The following is a 20676-nucleotide window of genomic DNA, read 5'->3' as shown; positions in this document are numbered from 1 at the left end:
GGGGAAGCAGGCCGGCGATGAGTGGCGAACTGACGTACATGGAGACCGAGCTGCGGACGCAGCCGCAGACGTGGGCGCGCGCCGCCGACCTGGCTGCGAGCCAGTCCGTGCTGCCCGAGCGAGGCGCGCGCGTCGCGGTGGTCGGCTGCGGCACGTCGTGGTTCATCGCCCAGGCGTACGCCACCCTGCGTGAGCGCAGCGGCGCCGGGATCACCGACGCGTTCTCGGCATCCGAGATGCCCGACCGCGACTATGACGCGATCGTGGCCCTGACCCGCTCGGGCACCACGACCGAGGTGCTCCAGCTCGTCGAGCGCATGAAGGGCCGCACGAAGCTGATCGGTGTCGTCGGCGACGACACCTCGCCCCTGCCGGGCATGGTGGATGCCGCGATCACGATGCCGTTCGCCGACGAGCGCTCCGTCGTGCAGACGCGCTTCGCCACGACGGCGCTGGCCCTGTTCCGCGCCTCGCTGGGCGAGGACCTCACGCCTGTGATCGCCGATGGGGAGCGCGCGATCGCCGAAGAGCTCGACGCCGAGCTGGTCAACGCCGAGCAGTACACGTTCATCGGCACCGGCTGGTCGATCGGCCTGACGCACGAAGCGGCGCTGAAGATGCGCGAAGCCTCGCAGTCGTGGACCGAGTCGTACCCGGCCATGGACTACCGCCATGGGCCGATCGCGATCGCCGCGCCCGGCCGCGTGACCTGGTCGTTCGGCGAGGCGCCGGCGGGGCTGGCCGAGGAGGTCGCCCGCACCGGCGCCCGTTTCGAGCAGAGCGGACTGGACCCGATGGCGGACCTGGTGCGGGCGCAGCGGGTGGCTCTGGCCCGGGCCGTCGCGCGCGGACTGAACCCCGACCTGCCCCGCAACCTCACGCGCGCGGTCATCCTCGACGCATGACCGCGCCGGCCCTCGGCGACGGCCCCGTCGTCCTCTCCTTCGACGTCGGCGGCACCGCGACCAAGTCCGCGCTCATCGACGCCGGGGGTCAGATGACCGACCTGCGCCGTACGCCGACCCCGCTGTCTGCGGCCGACCCCGCCGGTGCGATCGCAGCGCACCTGGCGGTGCTGGCGGCGGCATACCGCACCGCCCACCCGCAGCTGGTCCCGGTCGCGGCCGGGCTGAGCGTGCCGGGACTCGTGGACGAGGATGCCGGCATCGGCATCTTCTCCAGCAACCTGGGGTGGCGAAACGCGCCGCTGCGCGACCTCGCGCAGGCCGCGGTGGAGGTGCCGGTCGCGTTCGGGCACGACGTGCGCGCGGCCGGTCTCGCCGAGTACCGCTGGGGCGCGGCCCGCGGGCATCGCGACGCGATGATCATCGTGATCGGCACCGGGATCGCCTCGACGATCATCGTCGACGGGGTGCCGCTCGTGGGCGGCGGCTACGCGGGCGAGATCGGCCACGTCGTGTCCGAGGTCGACGGTGAGGCCTGCCCGTGCGGCGGAGTCGGATGCCTCGAGACCGTCGCCTCCGCCGGCGCCATCGCGCGCCGCTACCGCCGGGCCACCGGCCACGACGTCGACGGCGCCCGCGGCGTGCTCCAGGCCGCGCACCGCGGCGACGAAGACGCGACGCGCGTGTGGACGGGAGCGGTCGAGGCGCTCGCCCACGAGATCGCCCGCGTCGTCACGGTGCTCGCGCCGGGGATCGTCGTCGTCGGCGGCGGGCTCGCCGAGGCCGGCGACGATCTGTTCGTCCCGCTGCGCGAGCGGATCGCCGGGATCCTCAGCTTCCAGCGCGTCCCGCCGATCGTCCCGGCCACGCTCGGCGAGGACGCCGGCCTGATCGGCACGGCCCTGCGCGCCCGCCTGCTGAGCGTGACCACGTGATCCTCACCGTCACCCCGAACCCGGCGCTGGACTGCACCTGGCACGTCGCCGCCCTGACCCCCGGCGACTCCCACCGGGTCGGCGCCGGGGCGGAGCGCGCCGGCGGCAAGGGCATCAACGTCGCCCGGGTGCTGCACGCCACCGGAACCGACACCCTCGCCCTGGCCACCGCGGGCGGGGCGACCGGTGACGCGCTCGCCCTCGACCTGCGCGCGGCGGGACTCGCGCACCGGCTCGTCCCGGTCGCGGCATCCACCCGTCGCAGCATCGCCGTCGTCGATGACGGGCGGGGCGAGGCAACACTGCTGAACGAACGCGGCGCCGCGCTGTCGCCCGACGAGGTCACGGCGCTGCTGCACACGGCGCGCACCCTCGCCGCGGGTGCCGCGGCGGTCGTGCTGTCGGGCAGCCTGCCCGCCGGCATCCGTTCCGAGGACGTCGGCCTGCTCGCCGCCGACCTCGTCGCCACCGGAACGATCGTGATCGCCGATGTGACCGGCCCCGCGCTGATGGCGGCCGCCGAGGCCGGCGCCCACGTCGTCAAACCAAACGCGGCCGAACTGCACGAGACCACCGGGTGCGCCGACGTGCTGACGGGGGCGCGGATGCTGCTCGAGCGCGGCGCGGGGCTGGTGATCGTCTCGCTCGGCGCGGACGGCATGCTGCTGGTGGGCCGCACCGCCCCCGACCGGCCGCTGCGGGCGCGACTGCGCCGGACGCTGCACGGCAACCCGACCGGCGCCGGCGACGCCGCCGTCGCCGCGGTCGCTGCCGCGCTCGTCCAGCGCGGCAGCGCCGCCGACCTGACCGACGACGAGCTGGCCGGGCTGGCACGCGATGCCGTCGCGTGGTCGGCATCCGCTGTCCTCATGCCGCAGGCGGGCGAGGTGTCGCCCGAGCGCGAGCGGCTCGCCGCCGATGTGATCTTCGACACCGACCTCACGGAGCTGACATGCCACTGACCGCCACCCACGCGATCCTCGACCGGGCGCGTGCCGCCGGCACGGCGACGGGCGCGTTCAACGTGATCCACCTCGAGACCGCCGAGGCGCTGGTGCGGGCGGCGGAGCAGACCGGCCTGCCGGTCATCCTGCAGCTGTCGGAGAACTGCCTGCGCTATCACGGGGCGCTCGAACCGCTGGCTCTGGCGACCCTCGCGCTGGCCGAGGGATCGGATGCCGCGGTGGCCGTGCACCTGGACCACGCCGAGGATGCCGAGTTGGCCCTGCGTGCGATCGACCTCGGGTTCACCTCGGTCATGTACGACGGCGCCAAGCTGGACTTCGCCGACAACGTCGCCACCACGCGCCGGGTCGTCGCCGCCGGCGACGCGGCAGGAGTGCTCGTCGAGGCAGAACTGGGCGAGATCGGCGGCAAGGACGGCGCGCACGCGCCGGGCGTGCGCACCGACCCCGCCGAGGCGGCGGTGTTCGTCGCGCAGACCGGCGTCGGGGCGCTCGCGGTGGCGGTCGGCTCCTCCCATGCGATGGCCGAGCGCACCGCCGTGCTGGACCTCGACCTGATCGCGCGGCTGCGCGACGCTGTGGCGGTGCCGCTCGTGCTGCACGGATCGTCCGGAGTGCCGGATGCCACGATCGTGGCGGGCATCGGCTCGGGGCTGGTGAAGATCAACGTGTCGACGCACCTGAACGCGTTCTTCACGCGTGCCGTCCGCGCGCACCTGGACGACCACCCCACGGTCGTAGACTCCCGAAAGTACATCGACGCGGGGAGGTCTGCCGTGGTGGAAGAGGCGGCACGCCTGCTGCAGCTGTTCGCAACACCCCGGAGCGCCGGATGAACCGAGCCGAACGGCTCAGCGCCGTCCTGGACCTCCTCGCCGAGACCGGCCGACTGCAGGTCGAGGACGTCGTCGACCGGCTCGGCGTGTCGCCGGCCACCGTGCGACGCGACCTTGATGCCCTCGCCGAGCAGCAGCTGCTGGCCCGTACGCGCGGCGGGGCCGTGTCGCACTCGGTCGCCTACGACCTGCCGGTGCGGTACAAGAACCAGCAGCACCGCGAGGCCAAGCGCGCCATCGCACGTGCTGCGAGCGCGCTCGTGCCGCGCGGGGCGATCGTGGGGCTGTCCGGCGGCACGACGGCAACCGCGATCGCCGACGAACTGATGGCCCGCGGCGACGTCTCGGAGCAGGCCGACGACCCGGGACTAACCGTCGTCACCAACGCCGTCAACATCGTCATGCAGCTCGCGGTGCGCCCGCAGATCAAGACCGTCGTCGTCGGCGGGGTGCTGCACCCCCGCTCCTACGAGCTGGTCGGTCCCCACGCCGAGGAGACCCTCAGCCGCATCAACCTGGACATCGCGTTCATCGGCGCCAATGCGCTGCATCCCGACCACGGCGCCACGACCCACGACGAGCGCGAGGCCGCCGTCAACGCCGCCATGGCCCGCCGCGCCGCACGGGCGGTGCTGGTGGTGGACTCCGGAAAGCTCGACAAGCGCGTCTTCGCCGTGATCGGCCCGGAGCGGCTGTTCCACACCGTCATCACCGACGCCGGCATCACCGCCGATCAGCGGGCGAGACTGGCCGACCGCGGCTACGAAGTGATCGTCGCGGACGCCTGAGCCGGACGCGACCGCGTCGCGCTGATCGGGCGCCCGTGGATGCGCCGGGACAGGTCGGCGGCGCTGGCGGTCACCTGTTGCCGGATCGCCGCAACCGTCTCCTCGGGCAGCGCGGCGTCGAACGTCACGGCGATGCTCGCGGCCGGCCACCCGGTGTGATCGCGCACCGCCACGGCGATCGATGCGAGTCCCGGCGTGATGTCACCGTGCTCGGTGGCGTACCCGTGCGCCCGCACCTGGGCCATCAGCCGGCCCAGCGCGGCGTAGCCGGAGATCTGCTGATCGGTGCGCTGCGTGAACGCGCTGGGGTCGGGGAACAGGGCGCGCAGCTGCGATTTCGGCAGCGTGGCCAGCAGTGCCCGGCCGCTCGCGGTGAGGTGGCTGGGCAGGCGCACGCCCACCTCGGTCACCAGTGACGGCCGCCGCGGCGCGCGCTCCTCGATGAGGTAGATCACATCGCGCCCGTGCAGCACGGCGAGATGGCCGCTTTCTCCCACGCGGTCCACGAGCGCCGCCAGGATGGGCCCGCCCAATCGCGTCAGCGGCTCCTGCCGGGAGAACCCGGAGCTGATCTCGAATGCCGCCAGCCCGATGCCGTAGCGCCGCTCCTCCGGAAAGTGCAGCACGAAGCCGTACTCGGCCATGACACCGAGCAGCCGGTACACCGTCGACCGGGGCAGCGACAGGGCGGTAGCGATGCTGGCCGCCGTCACCGGCCCGCGTTGCGCGGACAGGTGCCGCAGCATCTCTAGGGTGTGCCGCGCCGCCGGTGCCGGGCCCGCCGGGTCTTCCATGCGGCAACTGTCTCACGGGTGGGACGAATATTCAGCGGGGACGGGTGCCGGCGGCATCCGGATGCCGTGTGATGAGACCATGCGATCCGCCACCTCCGCTCCCGTCGTCGTCGGCACCGGCGCGGTCGCGCTGGCCGATGTCGTGGCCGTGGCGCGTCGGGATGCCGCTGTCGCGATCGGCGACGACGCCCGCGCCGCCGTCGCCGCGAGCCGACGCACGATCGACGCGCTCGCCGGCGACCCGACGCCGCACTACGGCATCTCGACCGGGTTCGGGGCGCTCGCGACGACGTACATCGCCGCCGACCGCCGCACGCAGCTGCAGCAGTGCCTGGTGCGCTCCCACGCCGCCGGGTCCGGTCCTGAGGTCGAGCGGGAGGTCATCCGCGCGCTCATGCTGCTGCGCCTGTCGACGCTGCTCACCGGCCGCACCGGCGTGCGGCTGGAGACCGCCGAGACGTATGCCGCGATCCTCAACGCCGGCATCACCCCCGTCGTGCGCGAGTACGGCTCGCTCGGCTGCTCGGGTGACCTCGCCCCGCTGGCGCACTGCGCACTGACGCTGATGGGGGAGGGGACCGTCCACGATGCCGCCGGCGAACTCCTGCCCGCCGCCGACGCGCTCGCCGCCGCCGGCATCGCCCCGGTGCTGCTGGCCGAGAAGGAGGGCCTTGCCCTCATCAACGGCACCGACGGCATGCTCGGCATGCTGGCGCTGGCGATCGACGACCTGCGGCTGCTGCTGACGACCGCCGACATCACCGCCGCGATGAGCGTGGAGGCGCTGCTGGGGACGGATGCCGCCTTCGCCGACGACCTCGCCGCCCTCCGCCCGCAACAAGGGCAGCGTGCCGCGGCGGCGAACCTGCGCGCTCTGCTGGAGGGGTCGGCCATCGTCGCCAGCCACCGGGGGCCGGAGTGCACCCGGGTGCAGGATGCCTATTCGCTGCGCTGCGCGCCGCAGGTGCACGGCGCAGCCCGCGACACCCTCGACCACGCGAGCGTCGTCGCCGAGCGAGAGCTCGCCGCCGCCGTGGACAACCCCGTCGTCACCGTCGACGGCAGGGTGGAGTCCAACGGCAACTTCCACGGCGCGCCCGTGGGCTACGTGCTGGACTTCCTCGCGATCGTCGTCGCCGACGTCGCGAGCATGTCCGAGCGCCGAACCGACCGCATGCTGGATCCGGCACGAAGCAACGGCCTGCCGGCATTCCTCGCCCACGACGCGGGGGTGGATTCGGGGCTCATGATCGCCCAGTACACCGCCGCCGGGATCGTGTCGGAGCTGGGGCGCCTCGCCGTCCCGGCATCCGTTGATTCCATCCCGTCATCGGCGATGCAGGAGGACCACGTCTCGATGGGGTGGGCCGCCGCGCGCAAGCTCCGCACCGGGATCGACGGGCTCACGCGGGTGCTGGCGATCGAGGCGATGACCGCCGCGCGGGCGCTGGATCTGCGCGCTCCGCTGCGGCCCGCTGCGGCCACCGCCGCCGTGCTCGCCCGCATCCGCGAATCCGTCGCCGGTCCCGGCAGCGACCGGCACCTCTCACCCGAGATCGAGCACGTCGTCGATGCTGTGCGCACCGGCGCGCTGCGCGCCGCTGCCGGCGCCGTCGTGACCGACCTGCAGTGACCCGCGAGCCGTCCCAGGAAGGAACCCCGTGACCGAGCACCTGCCCCGTCCCGTTCGCGCCGCCCGCGGCACCTCCCTCACCGCGAAGGGCTGGCAGACCGAAGCGCCGCTGCGCATGCTCATGAACAACCTCGACCCCGACGTGGCCGAGCGCCCCGACGACCTGGTCGTCTACGGCGGCACCGGGCGGGCCGCGCGCAGCTGGGCGGCGTTCGACGCGATCGTGCAGGCGCTGACCCACCTGGAACTCGACGAGACGCTGCTGGTGCAGTCGGGTAAACCCGTCGGTGTCTTCCGCACCCACGAGTGGGCGCCGCGCGTGCTCATCGCCAATTCGAACCTCGTCGGTGACTGGGCGACGTGGCCGGAGTTCCGCCGGCTCGAGGCCGAGGGTCTCACGATGTACGGCCAGATGACGGCCGGTTCCTGGATCTACATCGGCACGCAGGGCATTCTGCAGGGCACGTATGAGACGTTCGCCGCCGTCGCCGACAAGCGCTTCGGCGGTACTCTCGCCGGAACGCTCACCCTCACCGGCGGCGCCGGCGGCATGGGCGGCGCGCAGCCGCTGGCCGTCACGATGAACGACGGCGTAGTGCTCATCGTCGACGTCGACCCCGCCCGGCTGCAGCGCCGCGTGGACCACGGCTACCTCGACGAGGTGACAGGCGACCTCGACGAGGCGCTGCAGCGGGTGCTGGCGGCCAAGGCCGAGCGCCGCGCGCTGTCGGTCGGGCTTGTCGGCAACGCTGCGACGGTCTTTCCCGAGATCGCCCGCCGCGGGGTGCCGGTGGACATCGTCACCGACCAGACCTCGGCACACGACCCGCTGAGCTATCTGCCCGAGGGGGTGGCGCTGGAGCAGTGGCACGAGCGGGCAGCGGCCGATCCGGAGGGCTTCACCACGGCATCCCGCGCTTCGATGGCGACGCAGGTGCAGGCGATGGTGGCCTTCCAGGACGCCGGCGCCGAGGTGTTCGACTACGGCAACTCCATCCGCGCCGAGGCGCAGCTGGGTGGGTACGACCGTGCCTTCGACTTTCCGGGGTTCGTCCCCGCCTACATCCGGCCGCTCTTCGCCGAGGGCAAGGGCCCGTTCCGCTGGGCGGCGCTCTCAGGTGACCCGGCCGACATCGCCGCGACCGACCGCGCGATCCTGGAACTGTTCCCGCGCGACGACAAGCTCCGCCGCTGGATCACCCGCGCTGCCGAGAAGGTGCACTTCGAAGGCCTCCCCGCCCGCATCTGCTGGCTCGGGTATAAAGAACGCCACCTCGCGGGCCTGAAGTTCAATGAGATGGTCGCCTCGGGTGAGCTGCGCGCGCCCATCGTCATCGGCCGTGATCACCTCGACTCCGGTTCGGTCGCCTCGCCCTACCGGGAGACCGAGGCGATGAAGGACGGGTCGGATGCCATCGCGGACTGGCCGCTGCTGAACGCGCTGCTCAACACCGCGTCGGGGGCCACCTGGGTGTCGCTGCACCACGGTGGCGGCGTCGGCATCGGCCGGTCGATCCATGCAGGTCAAGTGGTCGTCGCCGACGGCACGGCGCTGGCGGCGCAGAAGATCGAACGGGTGCTGATCAACGACCCCGGCACCGGGGTCATGCGCCACGTGGATGCCGGCTACGACCGGGCCATCGAGGTCGCACGCGACCGGGGGCTGCGCGTGCCGATGGCGGAACTGTGACAGTCGCGGTGACGGCGGGCCGGCTCACGGGCCTGCACGAGATCGCCGACGTCGGCCGTGACCCCCGGCGCGGCGGCTACTCCCGGCATGTGTGGGAACCGGCCGACCTCGAGCTGCGCGCCTGGTTCGCCGAGCGTGCCGCGCGGTTGGGGCTGACCGTCGAATCCGACCGCAACGGCAACCTCTGGGCATGGTGGGGAGGCCCCGGCCACGACGCGGTCGTCGTCGGCAGCCACCTGGACTCCGTGCCCGGCGGCGGTGAATTCGACGGGCCGCTGGGGGTGGTCAGCGCGCTGGATGCGATCGCGCTGCTGCAGGCCTCCGGCTTCGCGCCGTCCCGCCCCTGTGCGGTGGTGGTGTTCGCCGAGGAGGAGGGCTCCCGCTTCGGCGTCGCGTGTCTGGGCTCCCGCCTCATGACCGGTGCGATCGCTGCTGACCGGGCGCGGGCGCTGGTCGACGCCGACGGCGTCACGTTCGCCGAGGCGGCCGAGGCTCACGGCACCCCGGCCCGCCACCTCGGTCGCGACGACGAAACGCTCGCCCGGATCGGCGTCTTCATCGAACTGCACGTCGAGCAGGGACGCGGGCTGATCGACCTGGGGTCCCCACTCGCCGTCGCCTCGAGCATTCTCGCCCACGGCCGCTGGCGCATCGACGTGACGGGGGAGGGCAACCACGCCGGGACCACCGCGATGAGCGACCGCCGCGACCCGATGGTCGCCGCCGCCCGCGGCATCCTGGCGGTGCGGGATGCCGCCGCACGCCGCGACGACCGAGCGACGATCGGTCGCCTCCACGCCGTCCCCGGTGGCACGAACGTGATCCCCTCCCGCGTGACGGTGTGGCTCGATGCCCGCAGCGCCGACGACGGCGACGCCCGTGACCTGGTAGCCGAGATCACCGTGCACGTGCAGGATGCCGCGATCGCCGAGGGCTGCACGGCCACCGTCACCGAGGAGTCGTGGAGCGGTGAGGTGCGGTTCGACCCGGCGCTGCGCGACCGGCTGGCCGCGAGTCTCGGCGGCATCCCCGCTCTCGCCACCGGTGCCGGCCACGATGCGGGGACCCTGGCCGGGCACGTTCCCACCGCAATACTGTTCGTGCGCAATCCCAGCGGCATCTCGCACTCCCCGGACGAGCATGCGACCCTCGACGACTGCTCTGCCGGCGTCGAGGCCCTGCGCGACGCGCTGCGAGGGCTGCTGTGACCTTCCACTGCGACACCGCGCTCATCGGCGGCTCCCCGGTGCGATCGGTGCGCATTCATGCCGACCCGGCCGGGCGCATCGCCCGGATCGAGGTCGACACGCCCCCGCAGGACGGCGATGTGCGGCTGGAGCTGGTGATGCCCGGGGCCGGGAACGCCCATTCGCACGCGTTCCATCGGGTGCTGCGCGGGCGCACCCACGATGACGGCGGCGACTTCTGGCGCTGGCGGGAGCGCATGTACGCCGCCGCCGCCCGCCTCGAACCCGACACCTACTTCGTCCTCGCCCACGGCGTGTTCGGCGAGATGCTCGCTGCCGGCTACACCGCCGTGGCGGAATTCCACTACGTGCACCACCGGCCGGACGGCACGCCGTACGTGCCGGTGCACGCGATGGAACGCGCGCTCGCGGATGCCGCCGCCGACACCGGCATCCGGCTCACGCTGCTCGACACCTGCTATCTCACCGGTGGCATCGCGACGCCGCTCGAAGGCGTGCAGCGCCGGTTCGGCGACGCCACCGCGGCGGCGTGGCTGGAGCGGTGGCACGCGCTCCGGGATGCGCTCGACCCCGCGGTGGTCGTGGGTGCGGCGCTGCATTCGGTGCGCGCCGTGCCTCCCGACGAGATCGCGGCCGTCGTGGCGGGGCTCCCGTCGGACGTGCCGCTGCACGTGCACCTGTCGGAGCAGTCGCAGGAGAACGCCGACTGCCTCGCCGCCTACGGGGTGACGCCCACGAGGCTGCTGGCGGATGCCGGGGCGCTGTCGCCGCGGCTGAGCGTCGTGCACGCGACGCATCTGACCGAGGACGACATCGGGATGCTGGGCGGCGCCGAGGTCACGGTCGTGATGTGCCCGACGACCGAGGCCGACCTGGGTGACGGCATCGGCCCAGCGCGGCGTCTGGCCGATACCGGTGCGCGCATCGCCCTCGGGTCGGACCAGAACGCCGTCGTGGATCCGTTCCTGGAGGCACGCGCCCTCGAGGCGGGGGAGCGACTCGCCTCTGGGCGCCGCGGCCGCTTCACCCCCGGCGAGCTGACCACCGCGCTCACCGAGCACGGCTACCGCGCACTCGGCCGCACCGGCGGCATCCGCGTCGGCGCCGACTGCGACCTCGTCGAGATCGACGCCACCTCGGCGCGCACGGTCGGCGCCGACCCGTCGCAGGTCGTGCTGGCGGCGACGGCGACGGATGTGCAGCGGGTGATCGTGGGCGGACAGGTGCGAGCGCGCGCCGGTACGCTGTGCAGGCCGTCCGGTGGACACGTGGGCCCCGCGGATCTCCTTGCCGCGGCGCTTGCCCCGTTCGACGACCCTCGGGAGGAACCAGATGGTCGCTGAACTGGTGACCGACATCGGCGAGCTGACGACCAACATCGCCGGCGAGCCGCGGCGCACCGACGCCGCCCTGGTCATCGACGCCGGCCGCATCGCGTGGGTGGGTGCGGCCGCGGCAGCCCCGGCCGTGGACACCATCACCTCAGTCGGCGGGCGCGCGGTGCTGCCGGGATGGGTCGATTCGCATACCCACCTCGTCTTCGCCGGCGACCGATCAGCTGAGTTCGAAGCCCGTATGGCGGGGGAGGCATATGTCGCGGGCGGCATCGCACGCACCGTGAGGGACACGAGGGAGGCGAGCGAGGCAGACCTCACCGCCAACCTGCGTCGGCTCCGCACCGAGGCACTGAGACAGGGGACCACCTACCTGGAGACCAAGACCGGATACGGGCTCGAGGTGGCATCCGAAGCACTCGCCGCGCGCATCGCCGCGACCGAGGCGGACATCGTGACGTTCCTGGGGGCGCACGTCGTTCCCCACGGGATGGACGCGCGGGCCTACCTCGACCTGGTCACGGGCCCGATGCTGGACGCAGTGCTGCCGTGGGTGCAGTTCATCGACGTCTTCTGCGAACAGGGCGCGTTCGACGTGGAGCAGTCACGCGAAGTGCTGCAGGCCGGCGCGCGCGCCGGGCTCGGGCTGCGGGTGCACGGCAATCAGCTCGGTCACAGCGGCGGTGTCCGGCTTGCCGTGGAGGTGGGGGCCGTGAGCGTCGATCATTGCAACGCTCTGACCGCAGCCGACGTCGCGGCGCTCGCGGGATCCAGCACGGTCGCGACGGTGCTACCGGCGTGTGACCTGTCGACGCGGCAGCCGCTGGCCCCGGCGCGGGCCCTGGTGGATGCCGGTGCCACGGTCGCGATCGCCACCAACTGCAACCCCGGCACGTCGTACACGACCTCGATGGCTTTCTGCGTTGCGACCGCCGTGCTGCAGATGGGACTCACCGTCGAGGAGGCGGTGTGGTCGGCGACGCGGGGCGGCGCCGTCGCGCTGGGCGTCGCCGATGACGCCGACGCGATCGGATTGATCGCCGTGGGTGGGCGGGCGGACCTGCAGGTGCTCGACGCGCCCTCGGCCGCCCACCTGGCCTATCGGCCGGGGGTCCCGCTGACCGCCGCCGTGTGGCGGGCGGGGGAGCGGGTGGCGGGAGTCTGAGGGTTTTTGCTACGCCGCGACGAGGTGCCGCTGGGCGGAGACGGGCGCGTACGGGGCCGGCTCGGCGACAGTCTCGTCCTCCCAGACCAGCATCATGCCGCCGGCGCCGTTCGCTGATGCGGCGAGCTCCTTGAGCAGCACCGGGTCCAGCGTCTCCGGCTCGGGGGTCTCGAAAACGAAGCGCAGCGGGATCGAGGGCTGCATCCACAGCGTCGTCCGGCCGACGGTCTCGCCCTGCGCGTGCCGCCACGAGATGGTGAAGCTCTCGTTGCGGCGGAGCTTGGTGGCCGTGACGACCTTGACGTGCGCCAGCAGGCGGTCGGGGATCTGGGCCGGGGTGGTGTCGGCTCCGTAGTAAAGACGTCCCATGGCTGGACCCTTTCGTTCGCCGGCGGCGCTCCTAGCGCTCGCCGAATGTGTGTGAGTCATTCATACCGACAAAACTCATCGGATGTCAATCTAACTAAGTATGTAATACACCGGGTGTTTAATCGATTGGACGGGTCGCCGTCATGATCTACACTGAGGGAGACGCCATGTCCGTGATCATCGACGAAGTCCGCTCCGCCGATATCCGTGGGGGCGCTGCCTGGTTCCGGGTTGAGCCGGGGTTCTGGGTTGCCAACACCGGCGGCCGCTACCTCGGAGCGGTGGAGCTGCTGCGCTCGGGTGGGTACAGTGCCCGCAACGACACCGGCGCCGAGGTGGGGGTCTTCGCATCCCTCGCCGAGGCACGTGGCGCCGTGGCATCCGAGAGCTCGTAGAAGGGTGGGCACTGCGATCATGCCCCAGAACATCGTGCGTCACGAAGCTGAGCACCTCTATGCCGATCCGCCGCAGTCTTCGGCGGGCCGCGAACTGAGTGAGGCGATCCTGCGACTGCGCCGGGCCGAACACGTCCAGGCCGACCGGGCGCAGGAGCGTGCCGGGCTGTCCAGCCTGGACCTCACGGCGCTGCGCTATCTCGTGCAGGCGTACCGCGACGAACGCGACGTCAGCCCGAAAGATCTGCTGGTGATGCTCACGACCTCCAGCGCCACCGTGACCAACGTCGTGGAGCGACTGGTCACACGCGGCCTGGTGGAGCGGGTGCAGCATCCTCATGATCGCCGCGCGGTCTACCTCGTTCCCACGCCGGATGCCCTGCGCGTGGTCGACCAGGCCCACGCCGCACATCACACCGCCGTCGTCGAGGTGATCGACGAACTGACGCCCGAGCAGGCCGCCACGACCGCCGCGTTCGTCAGCAAGCTCGCCGAACGGCTCGATCGGCTCGACCAGTTCGAGCGTGCGAAGGGTGAATTCCTGCACTGATCGCGTCAGCGCAGGCCCAGGGGGACGTGTGACACGGAGTCCAGCCCGGTCACGGTGACCCAGCCGTCTGCCAGATGAGCAGCGTCGGTGCCTGGTTCGGGCGTGTGGGGCAGGTCTTCCACGGCAAGCCGGATGTGGTGCTCATCGCGCTCGCTGAGCGTCGTCTGCACGATTCCGAACGGCGCGAGGGCGGACTCCCGGATGCCGCGGTTGCTCGCGGTGTTGGGCGCATTGACGTTGATCACCGTGCCGGGCGGGCGCTGGAGCAGGTCGGGCAGCAGCCCGAGTGCGGCATCCGCTGCGGCATCCCAGTGGAATTCGCTTGGTCGCATCCCCACATCGAGGGAGACCGCCACGGCACGGGCGCCGTTGAGGCCACCGGTGAGCGCAGCGCCGACCGTTCCGGAGTGCAGGATGGCGCGTCCGACGTTGGCGCCGTGGTTCACGCCGGACAGCACGATCTCGGGCGGGGGGCCGAAGGCGCCGTGCGCGGCGATGAGCGCGATGAGGCCGGGCCCGCCTTTCACGGCGAACGCCGGGACATCCTCGAGCCCCACCAGGGTGCGCCGTTCCACCGCGATCCGGCCGTCGTGGTCTTCGGCCATGATCGATGCGCTGGCACCGCTGGACTGCACGGCGGGAGCGGCGATCACAATGTCCAGCCCCGACGCGCGGGCCGCGCGGGCGAGCGCGTGCAGTCCGGGCGCTGAGATGCCGTCGTCGTTGGTGAGGAGGGCGCGTGTCACGGCCGCTCCTCGGGCTCGGCGAGGGCGGCCAACCCGATGGGGCTGACCCTTCCCGTCACCGGTTGCTCCGGAAGCGCCTCGTCGCTGTAGGTGGCGTCGCGCACCCTGACGGACGGACGGATCGTCGCGATGGCGCGTGCGTCGCCCGTGCCGAGGCCATGACGTGTGACGTTGAGCGCGCCCGCGGCGGCACCCAGCGTGATCGCCTGGCGCGCGGTCTCGCCGGCGGCCATGCCGGCAGCCACCCCGGCCGTGAGCGAGTCGCCGGCACCGCGCGTGTCCGCGACCTGCAGGTGCGGCGTGCTCACCTCGACGACGCCGCGTTCGTCGAGCAGCAGCAGCGGCTCGGCCGCGCGCGAGACGATGACCGTCCGTGCCCCCCGTTCGTGGAGCCCCCGCATCGCCGCCCGCACCGACGACACCGAGCGGTCACTGATGAGCCCGTCGGCGAGCAATTCCTCGTCGCTCACCTTCAGGACGTCCACACCGCCCGTCACGGCGGCGTCCAGACGCTTCCCGGCAAGGTCGATCAGCACCGCCGAGCCGCCCGCGCGCAGGTCGGAGGCCAGGCGCCGGTAGGTGTCGGGAGGCAGCGCGCTGTCGCCGGCCGGTCCGCTGAGGATCACCAGCTTCGACGCCAGGCCTGCCGCGAGCGTGGCGCCGTAGAGCTCGTCGAGTTCGTGGCGCCCGATCGGATCACCCTCCTCGGCGGTGATCACCACGCGCTGACCGCCGCGGCGGTCGTGTACGTACGCGGAGCCGCGCCCCTCGCGCAGCACGGCGACGACAGTGATGCCCTCGTCTTGCAGCAGGTGCCGCATTGCGCGGCCGGTCTCGCCGGTGAGCGCGCAGCACATCGTCACGCTCGCCCCCAGCCGCAGGAGCATGCGCGCCTGCCACACGCCCTGCCCGCCGGCGTGCACGTGGATCTCGCTGCCGGTGGGGTGATCCTCAACCGTGACAGTGAGGATGGGCGAGGGGGCGAAGATGGTGACGTCGCTCATGCCGCGAAGCTACGCCCGGCACGAACGAACGCGGCACCCCCTTGCGAACAAGGGGGTGCCGCGGTCAAGCCGCTCGGGTCACACCCGACGGTAGGTGGAAGCCATTGGGCAGTCGAACGGGTCACGCGCGGCGAGGCCGACACGGTTGAGGTAGTCGATGACGATCGCGTACGAGCGCAGCAGGCTGGTCTCGGTGTACGGGACGTCGAGCGTCTTGCAGGCCTCGATGACGATCTTGCGGGCTTGGGCGAGGTGCGGTCGGGGCATGTTGGGGAACAGGTGGTGCTCGATCTGGTAGTTCAGACCGCCCATGAGCCAGGTCGCCCACCAGCCACCGCGGATGTTGCGGGAGGTGCGCACCTGCTTGGTGAAGAAGTCCAGCTTCGCGTCCTTGTCGATGACCGGCATGCCCTTGTGGTTCGGGGCGAATGAGGCACCCATGTAGACGCCGAAGACGGCCAGCTGAACGCCCATGAAGGCCAGTGCCATGCCGACCGGCAGGAAGATGAACAGCGGCGTGTAGACGACGGCGTGACGCACCAGCAGCAGCGTGATCTCGAACCAGCGATCCTTGACGGGCTGACGGCCGAACACGTGGCGGAAGGCAAGGAAGTGCAGGTTCAGGCCTTCGAACATCAGCAACGGGAAGAACAGCCATCCCTGGCGCTTGGTGATCAGGCGTCGGATGCCGCGCGCGGAGGCGGCGTCCTCATCGAGGAAGGAGATCGTGTCGATCTCGATGTCGGGGTCCTTGCCGACCCGGTTGGGGTTGGCGTGGTGGCGACTGTGCTTCGTGTCCCACCAGGAGTAGCTCATGCCGACGACGCCGTTGCCGAGGAGCCGGGAGAGGCGGTCGTTCGCGCGCCCCGATGCGAGGATCTGCCGGTGCGCACCTTCGTGCGAAAGGAATGCCACCTGCGTGAAGAGGATGCCGAGGGCAGCCGCGATGAAGAGCTGGAACCAGCTGTCGCCGAGGAGGAAGAATCCCGTGATGCAGGCGGCGAAGCCGACCAGGATGGCCGCCCCCACGAGGGCGTAGAAACCCCGGGTCCGCTCGAGCAGACCGCGTTCCTTCACCAGGCGGGACACATCCGTGTAGGCCCGGGTGATGGGCGGGAAGTCCTTGGTGCCTGCGTACGTCTGGCGGATCGGACCGAGGGTGGACTCGATTGTGGTGGCGGAAATAGCTGCACCTCTTCGATCGGGGACCGGGTGGGCCGTCATTGAGCCAACGGCGGCTGCCGATCGCTTAGAGGCCTACATTACGCGGGAGTCTATACGCGGGAGGGAATGCACCGTCGACTTCGGAATGAACGACAAAGGCCGGCACGCCTAAGCGTGCCGGCCTTTGGGGAAACTCAGAGTGCGCGGATGTTCGCAGCCTGCATGCCCTTGGGGCCCTGCTCGGCGTCGTATTCCACCTTCTGCGTCTCGCGCAGTTCCTTGAAGCCGTTGCCGGCGATCGCGCTGTAGTGCGCGAACAGGTCGGCGGACCCATCGTCAGGTGCGATGAAGCCGTAGCCCTTCTCGGAGTTGAACCATTTCACGGTGCCAGTGGCCATCGTGTCTTTCCTTCTACTTTTCGGGCCGCTAGTGCGACCGATGGTGCCGAGCCGACGAATGCGGCGCGGACGGGTGAGCCGCGGGTGTGCCGCGGAAGTTTTTGTGTTGTTGACGTCGTCGCGGAGATCCGTGACGACGCGCTGTGCGCTCTCGAGCGTGATGTGCAAGCCGAGTGCTTGACCGAGCGGGCCGTGGGCGGTGAAGCCCGATTCAGCACGTGCGGTAAACCCAGCGTACTCGCCATTTACGGTGGCGACGTACACATCGGGATCAGCTTGGCGCCAATCGAGCGGGCGCTGCGCGACGGTGTCGCAGCAGGAAACAGAAGACAAGGTAGAGAAACTTTCATAAGCGGCGTCGCGCGCCAGTGAGGCGGGCGGGAGCACGTGTCGATGGGCCGCAGATGCGGCGGATCCGATCGGTAGTGCTCTCCGGCACTGGAGTGTGTCGACGCGATGGATCTTCCCCGAACCGGGGACTATCAACTGTAGCACGATAATGCGGCCGCTCATTCCTCGTCGGGGATCTCGTCCAGCACCGGCCCGCCGGGGCGCACCGGCGCGTCGTCACGGATGTCGATCCTGGTGACGCCGTCCCGGTGAGTGACGTCGATGCGCGGGTCGGCGTCGGACTCCACGGCGTCTGGCGCGGCCAGCAGCTGGTCGCGGCGCTTCTCCTCGTCGGTCATGTCATCTGCAGCCATGGTTCACACGCTAGGCACCGCGGCCGGTTCTCGCCTCGGGCTTTACAACTGGTTGCGGCTGGACTATTGGTCGTGCCTGATCAGCCGACAGCGTCGGCGAGGAGCGCGGTGCCTGGCGCCGGCTCGGGGACCACCCGCAGGCCGTTCGCGCTGCTCGCCTCCTGCATGAGTGCTTCGACCCAGTCCCGGTTCACCGTCGGCTGGCGGCTGCCGTGGAATTGGAGGATGAACGGCACCGACGGGTCCATCCAAACGCTGCAGGTCAGGTGCGGCTCGGTGTGGTGGAACATGAACGACTCCCCGCGGCGCAGCTTGTTCATGAAGACGACCCGCAGGTGCGCAAGAGTGCGATCCTCGATCTCGAAGGATCTGCTGCCATTGCCATAAACGAGTTTGCCCACGTTTGAAGGTTACCCGTCGGGCGCGGGTAACCGATCTGGTGAGGCTGCCTCACACGTGGCGGCAGGTCAGTTCGTGGTGAACGGCGTGCGGTGGGCGATCGGGATGGGTTTGGTCCGCCGCGATTCGACCTGATCCGTCATCATGTCCAGTGCGATGCGAGTGACGTCCTCGAGGGTCGAATGCCGGCTGGTCTTGGCGTGCGTGGCAACCCAGACCGCCTCGTAGAAACCGTCCGCGGTGAACTCGACGTAGGCGAAGAGCGCGAGGCCGGCATCCTCCACGGTGGTGTCTGAGAGGCGCCAGGCGCCGCGGCCCAGGGGGTCGATGCGGATCCGGCCGGTCGGCGGATTGGAACTGTGCGGATGCGGTGCGGGATCCATAGGGGGTGTGCCTCCACTCCGAGCGTGACTGGCGTTCCCCTCGCTGGAGAGGGGATTGACAGTGCTCCACCCGGCGATTAGCACTTCGACTCACCGCCGGGGGTGCGGTCCAGTCGACGAACTGTGCTTCCAGCGTCGTACGCCAAGTGCTGGCCGTCAACACCGAAACAGGTGGGGCTACCGTCGGTCGTCGGTGGTCTGGCCGTACACGTTCTGGTACCGGTCGTAGAGCCGGTCGATCGCATCCTGCGGGATCGGGGAAAGTTGCCCACCCTGCCGGGCCAGATGCACGGTGCGGGCGACGTCTTCCACCATCACCGCGGCCTTGACCGCATCCCGCGCCGTCGCCCCGATCGTGAACGGCCCGTGACCCTGCATCAACACCGCCCGCGACCGGTGCCCGGTGAGGGTCTCCACGATGCCCCGGCCGATCGAGTCGTCCCCGATGATCGCGAACGGACCCACCGGCACCTCCCCACCGAACTCATCCGCCATCGCGGTGATGACACACGGAATCGCCTCACCGCGCGCGGCCCACGCCGTGGCATACGGCGAATGCGTGTGCACCACCCCACCCACCGCCGGCATGTTCCGGTACACGAACGCATGCGCCGCGGTATCCGATGACGGTGACCGGTCACTGCCCGGCGTGCCCGCCACCACGGTGCCGTCCAGGTCGCACAGGATCATGTTCTCCGGACCCAGCTCGTCATACGACACCCCCGACGGCTTGATCACGAACAGATCCGCCCCCGGCACCCGCCCCGACACATTCCCACCCGTCCACACCACCAGGCCATACCGCACCAACTCGGCGTGCAACGCCGCGACCTCGGCACGCACCCGCGCGATCGCGTCTTCGATGGCGGCGGACAGCGGGGTGGGGACGACGGTGCGTGTCATGCGGTGATGGTACCGGTAACAGGGGTCGGCCTGCCGGTCCGGGCGCCTGATCAGAAGGGTGCGGGTTCTTCGATGGCGGCGAGGGCCATGAACTCCAGCACCCGTCGGGGGATGTCGGTGTAGACCCGGCCAGTGGGGCTGGTCCATTCCAGGATGCCGTCGGCTTTCTGCACCACGCTCCACGCGGTGCCGTGCTTGACCGGGTGATGTCGACCCGGGCACAGGTTCGCGAGATTGGTGAGGCAGGTCGGCCCACCCAGCGCGGCGTCATGGGTGTGGTCGAGGTCGCACTGGCGGGCCGGTCTTCGACACCCCAGGAACCGGCAGTGCTCGTCGCGGGCGTCGAGGTGTCTGCGCATCTCCCGGGTCGGCCGATAAGTGAGCACCTGCTGCACCGCGCCCGTGGTGGGTGAGGTGAACAGTCGTTCCCACACGTCGGCGGTCGCGGCGAGCCGTCGCGCGGTGTCGGGGGTGATCGGTCCGTATCCGACGAGCTCGGCGGGTTCGTCGCCGATGCCGATGAGCGTGTGGGCGGGGATCACGACCTGGACCTGCGCGACGATCGCCGTGCCCTCCGGGATCGCCCCGGTGGCGGCGGGTGCGGTGGCGTGTCCGGTGAGGACCAGGTCGGTGAGCACGTCGGCGCGGATCTGGTCCATGGTGCGCGTATCGGTCGCGATCACATCCGCGGCGATCACTTCGGCTTCGGCCTCCGCTGCGGCTTTGACTGCGGCGCGGTGGGCGTCCGCGATCTGGCGGGCGTGCTGGTTCAGCCGGTCCCGCATCGCGTAGACCAGCTCCGCCGGCAGCAGCGCCGCGAGTTCGGCCATCCCGTCGTCCAGGTCCCGCACCCACACTCGCCGGCCGGCCGCGGCCTCCTTGTGCCGCTCTTCCAGCGGCACCGGGTTGAGTCGCTGCGCCAGCATCAGGATCGTCGGCTTCGCCCGTCCCGGGGTGTCCTGCTCCGCCACGACGAGCGCCGCCTGTTCGAACCGGGCCCGCACCTGCGGGTCGGTGATGCGGGCGCCGGCATCCTGGATGATCCGGACGTGGACCCGGTCGATGCGATCCTCCCGAAGCGCAGTGAACGTGGCAGCGAACTCGTCCACCAGCACGGTGGCGTCGTGCATCCGGTCGCGCATGCCGTGATCGGAGCGGCGCAGCACCGCGCCGACTTCCGCGGCCATCGATCGCAACGGCATCTCCCGCTCCCGACCCTCACTGGACGGGATGCGGGCGGTCTGCGCCTGGGCAACAGCCTCCGCCTGTGAGAGGAACCACACCTCGTCGGCATCCGCCTCCGCCCGACGCCGCCGCACCCCCTCCAGCCCGGAGATCACCTGCTCATGCGACAGCACGGCCGTCCGTGCGGCGGTGGTGGTCGGGGAGGTGTTCATACCCCAATCCT

At 71.1% G+C, this 20676-nt stretch carries 23 protein-coding genes; 12 read left to right on the top strand and 11 right to left on the bottom strand.

Translation table 11 applies throughout. From position 1 onward, the window contains the following. Positions 1-17: 17 nt before the first annotated feature. From QNO11_RS13695 to QNO11_RS13675, 5 genes are read left to right on the top strand one after another with little or no spacing between them, the layout of a single operon-like run. Positions 18-905: an SIS domain-containing protein gene (locus QNO11_RS13695; protein WP_257507709.1), complete on the top strand. Its 888-nt coding sequence runs from the start codon at positions 18-20 to the stop codon at positions 903-905. Further along, positions 902-1840, top strand: coding sequence for an ROK family protein (locus tag QNO11_RS13690; RefSeq protein WP_257507710.1), 939 nt, complete (start codon positions 902-904; stop codon positions 1838-1840). The genes QNO11_RS13695 and QNO11_RS13690 overlap by 4 nt, the downstream gene beginning before the upstream one ends. Beyond that, on the top strand, positions 1837-2802 hold the full coding sequence (locus tag QNO11_RS13685; protein ID WP_285169381.1) for a 1-phosphofructokinase family hexose kinase: 966 nt from the start codon (positions 1837-1839) through the stop codon (positions 2800-2802). The genes QNO11_RS13690 and QNO11_RS13685 overlap by 4 nt, the downstream gene beginning before the upstream one ends. Further along, positions 2793-3641 (top strand): class II fructose-bisphosphate aldolase, encoded by an 849-nt coding sequence (locus QNO11_RS13680; protein ID WP_257507741.1) that lies wholly within the window; start codon positions 2793-2795, stop codon positions 3639-3641. Before QNO11_RS13685 ends, QNO11_RS13680 begins: the two co-directional genes overlap by 10 nt. Next, a complete protein-coding gene (locus QNO11_RS13675) occupies positions 3638-4429 on the top strand; it encodes a DeoR/GlpR family DNA-binding transcription regulator (RefSeq protein WP_257507742.1) in 792 nt (263 codons plus the stop codon). The genes QNO11_RS13680 and QNO11_RS13675 overlap by 4 nt, the downstream gene beginning before the upstream one ends. Here the strand turns inward: QNO11_RS13675 and QNO11_RS13670 are convergent. Next, entirely contained in the window at positions 4402-5223 is an 822-nt protein-coding gene (locus QNO11_RS13670; RefSeq protein WP_257507743.1) for an IclR family transcriptional regulator, read from the bottom strand. The two genes, QNO11_RS13675 and QNO11_RS13670, sit on opposite strands and share 28 nt — an antisense overlap. A 79-nt stretch (positions 5224-5302) precedes the next feature. Between QNO11_RS13670 and hutH the strand changes: the two genes are divergently transcribed. Genes hutH through hutI form a run of 5 tightly spaced genes read left to right on the top strand, consistent with a single transcriptional unit; the run spans position 5303 to position 12253 of the window. After that, positions 5303-6856, top strand: a complete 1554-nt coding sequence (gene hutH, locus QNO11_RS13665) for a histidine ammonia-lyase (protein ID WP_257507744.1) — start codon at positions 5303-5305, stop codon at positions 6854-6856. A 28-nt stretch (positions 6857-6884) separates the two neighbouring features. Next, a complete protein-coding gene (hutU, locus tag QNO11_RS13660) occupies positions 6885-8546 on the top strand; it encodes a urocanate hydratase (protein WP_257507745.1) in 1662 nt (553 codons plus the stop codon). Beyond that, on the top strand, positions 8543-9754 hold the full coding sequence (locus tag QNO11_RS13655) for an allantoate amidohydrolase (RefSeq protein ID WP_257507746.1): 1212 nt from the start codon (positions 8543-8545) through the stop codon (positions 9752-9754). Before hutU ends, QNO11_RS13655 begins: the two co-directional genes overlap by 4 nt. Further along, positions 9751-11097 carry a formimidoylglutamate deiminase gene (locus QNO11_RS13650; protein WP_257507747.1) on the top strand — a complete coding sequence of 449 codons (1347 nt, stop codon included), beginning with the start codon at positions 9751-9753 and terminating at the stop codon, positions 11095-11097. The genes QNO11_RS13655 and QNO11_RS13650 overlap by 4 nt, the downstream gene beginning before the upstream one ends. Beyond that, on the top strand, positions 11087-12253 hold the full coding sequence (hutI, locus tag QNO11_RS13645; protein ID WP_257507748.1) for an imidazolonepropionase: 1167 nt from the start codon (positions 11087-11089) through the stop codon (positions 12251-12253). The genes QNO11_RS13650 and hutI overlap by 11 nt, the downstream gene beginning before the upstream one ends. Before the next feature lie 9 nt (positions 12254-12262). Here the strand turns inward: hutI and QNO11_RS13640 are convergent, their stop codons facing one another. Beyond that, positions 12263-12622 carry a DUF7882 family protein gene (locus QNO11_RS13640; RefSeq protein ID WP_257507749.1) on the bottom strand — a complete coding sequence of 120 codons (360 nt, stop codon included), beginning with the start codon at positions 12620-12622 and terminating at the stop codon, positions 12263-12265. Positions 12623-12789: 167 nt separating this feature from the next. On the opposite strand from QNO11_RS13640, the gene QNO11_RS13635 reads away from it, so the two are divergent. Together QNO11_RS13635 and QNO11_RS13630 are read left to right on the top strand one after the other, a co-directional pair. Next, positions 12790-13017: a hypothetical protein gene (locus QNO11_RS13635; RefSeq protein WP_257507750.1), complete on the top strand. Its 228-nt coding sequence runs from the start codon at positions 12790-12792 to the stop codon at positions 13015-13017. Positions 13018-13036: 19 nt separating this feature from the next. Further along, on the top strand, positions 13037-13567 hold the full coding sequence (locus QNO11_RS13630; RefSeq protein ID WP_257507751.1) for a MarR family winged helix-turn-helix transcriptional regulator: 531 nt from the start codon (positions 13037-13039) through the stop codon (positions 13565-13567). A gap of 5 nt (positions 13568-13572) precedes the next feature. On the opposite strand, the gene surE is transcribed toward QNO11_RS13630, so the two are convergent. The 9 genes from surE to QNO11_RS13585 form a co-directional block, all read right to left on the bottom strand. Beyond that, positions 13573-14313, bottom strand: a complete 741-nt coding sequence (gene surE, locus QNO11_RS13625) for a 5'/3'-nucleotidase SurE (protein WP_257507752.1) — start codon at positions 14311-14313, stop codon at positions 13573-13575. Next, positions 14310-15317 carry a PfkB family carbohydrate kinase gene (locus QNO11_RS13620; RefSeq protein WP_257507753.1) on the bottom strand — a complete coding sequence of 336 codons (1008 nt, stop codon included), beginning with the start codon at positions 15315-15317 and terminating at the stop codon, positions 14310-14312. Before QNO11_RS13620 ends, surE begins: the two co-directional genes overlap by 4 nt. Before the next feature lie 78 nt (positions 15318-15395). Further along, on the bottom strand, positions 15396-16541 hold the full coding sequence (locus tag QNO11_RS13615) for a fatty acid desaturase family protein (RefSeq protein ID WP_257507754.1): 1146 nt from the start codon (positions 16539-16541) through the stop codon (positions 15396-15398). Between the two features lie 134 nt (positions 16542-16675). Then, a complete protein-coding gene (locus QNO11_RS13610; RefSeq protein ID WP_191718937.1) occupies positions 16676-16879 on the bottom strand; it encodes a cold-shock protein in 204 nt (67 codons plus the stop codon). 509 nt (positions 16880-17388) lie between these two features. Then, positions 17389-17583, bottom strand: a complete 195-nt coding sequence (locus QNO11_RS13605; RefSeq protein ID WP_257507755.1) for a hypothetical protein — start codon at positions 17581-17583, stop codon at positions 17389-17391. An 80-nt stretch (positions 17584-17663) separates the two neighbouring features. Continuing rightward, the gene (locus QNO11_RS13600; protein ID WP_257507756.1) at positions 17664-17984 is read right to left on the bottom strand and encodes a DUF7882 family protein; all 321 of its coding nucleotides are present in this window, start codon (positions 17982-17984) and stop codon (positions 17664-17666) included. Between the two features lie 66 nt (positions 17985-18050). After that, a complete protein-coding gene (locus tag QNO11_RS13595) occupies positions 18051-18365 on the bottom strand; it encodes a hypothetical protein (RefSeq protein ID WP_257507757.1) in 315 nt (104 codons plus the stop codon). Between the two features lie 177 nt (positions 18366-18542). Then, a complete protein-coding gene (locus tag QNO11_RS13590) occupies positions 18543-19268 on the bottom strand; it encodes an L-ribulose-5-phosphate 4-epimerase (protein ID WP_257507758.1) in 726 nt (241 codons plus the stop codon). Between the two features lie 50 nt (positions 19269-19318). After that, on the bottom strand, positions 19319-20665 hold the full coding sequence (locus tag QNO11_RS13585) for an HNH endonuclease signature motif containing protein (RefSeq protein ID WP_257507759.1): 1347 nt from the start codon (positions 20663-20665) through the stop codon (positions 19319-19321). Positions 20666-20676: the final 11 nt, after the last annotated feature.

Origin of the sequence: Microbacterium sp. zg-B96, from assembly GCF_030246865.1 — a bacterium.
Lineage (GTDB): Bacteria > Actinomycetota > Actinomycetes > Actinomycetales > Microbacteriaceae > Microbacterium.
Note: the sequence above shows the minus strand (reverse complement) of the source record. Positions and strands in the feature narration are given on the sequence as shown.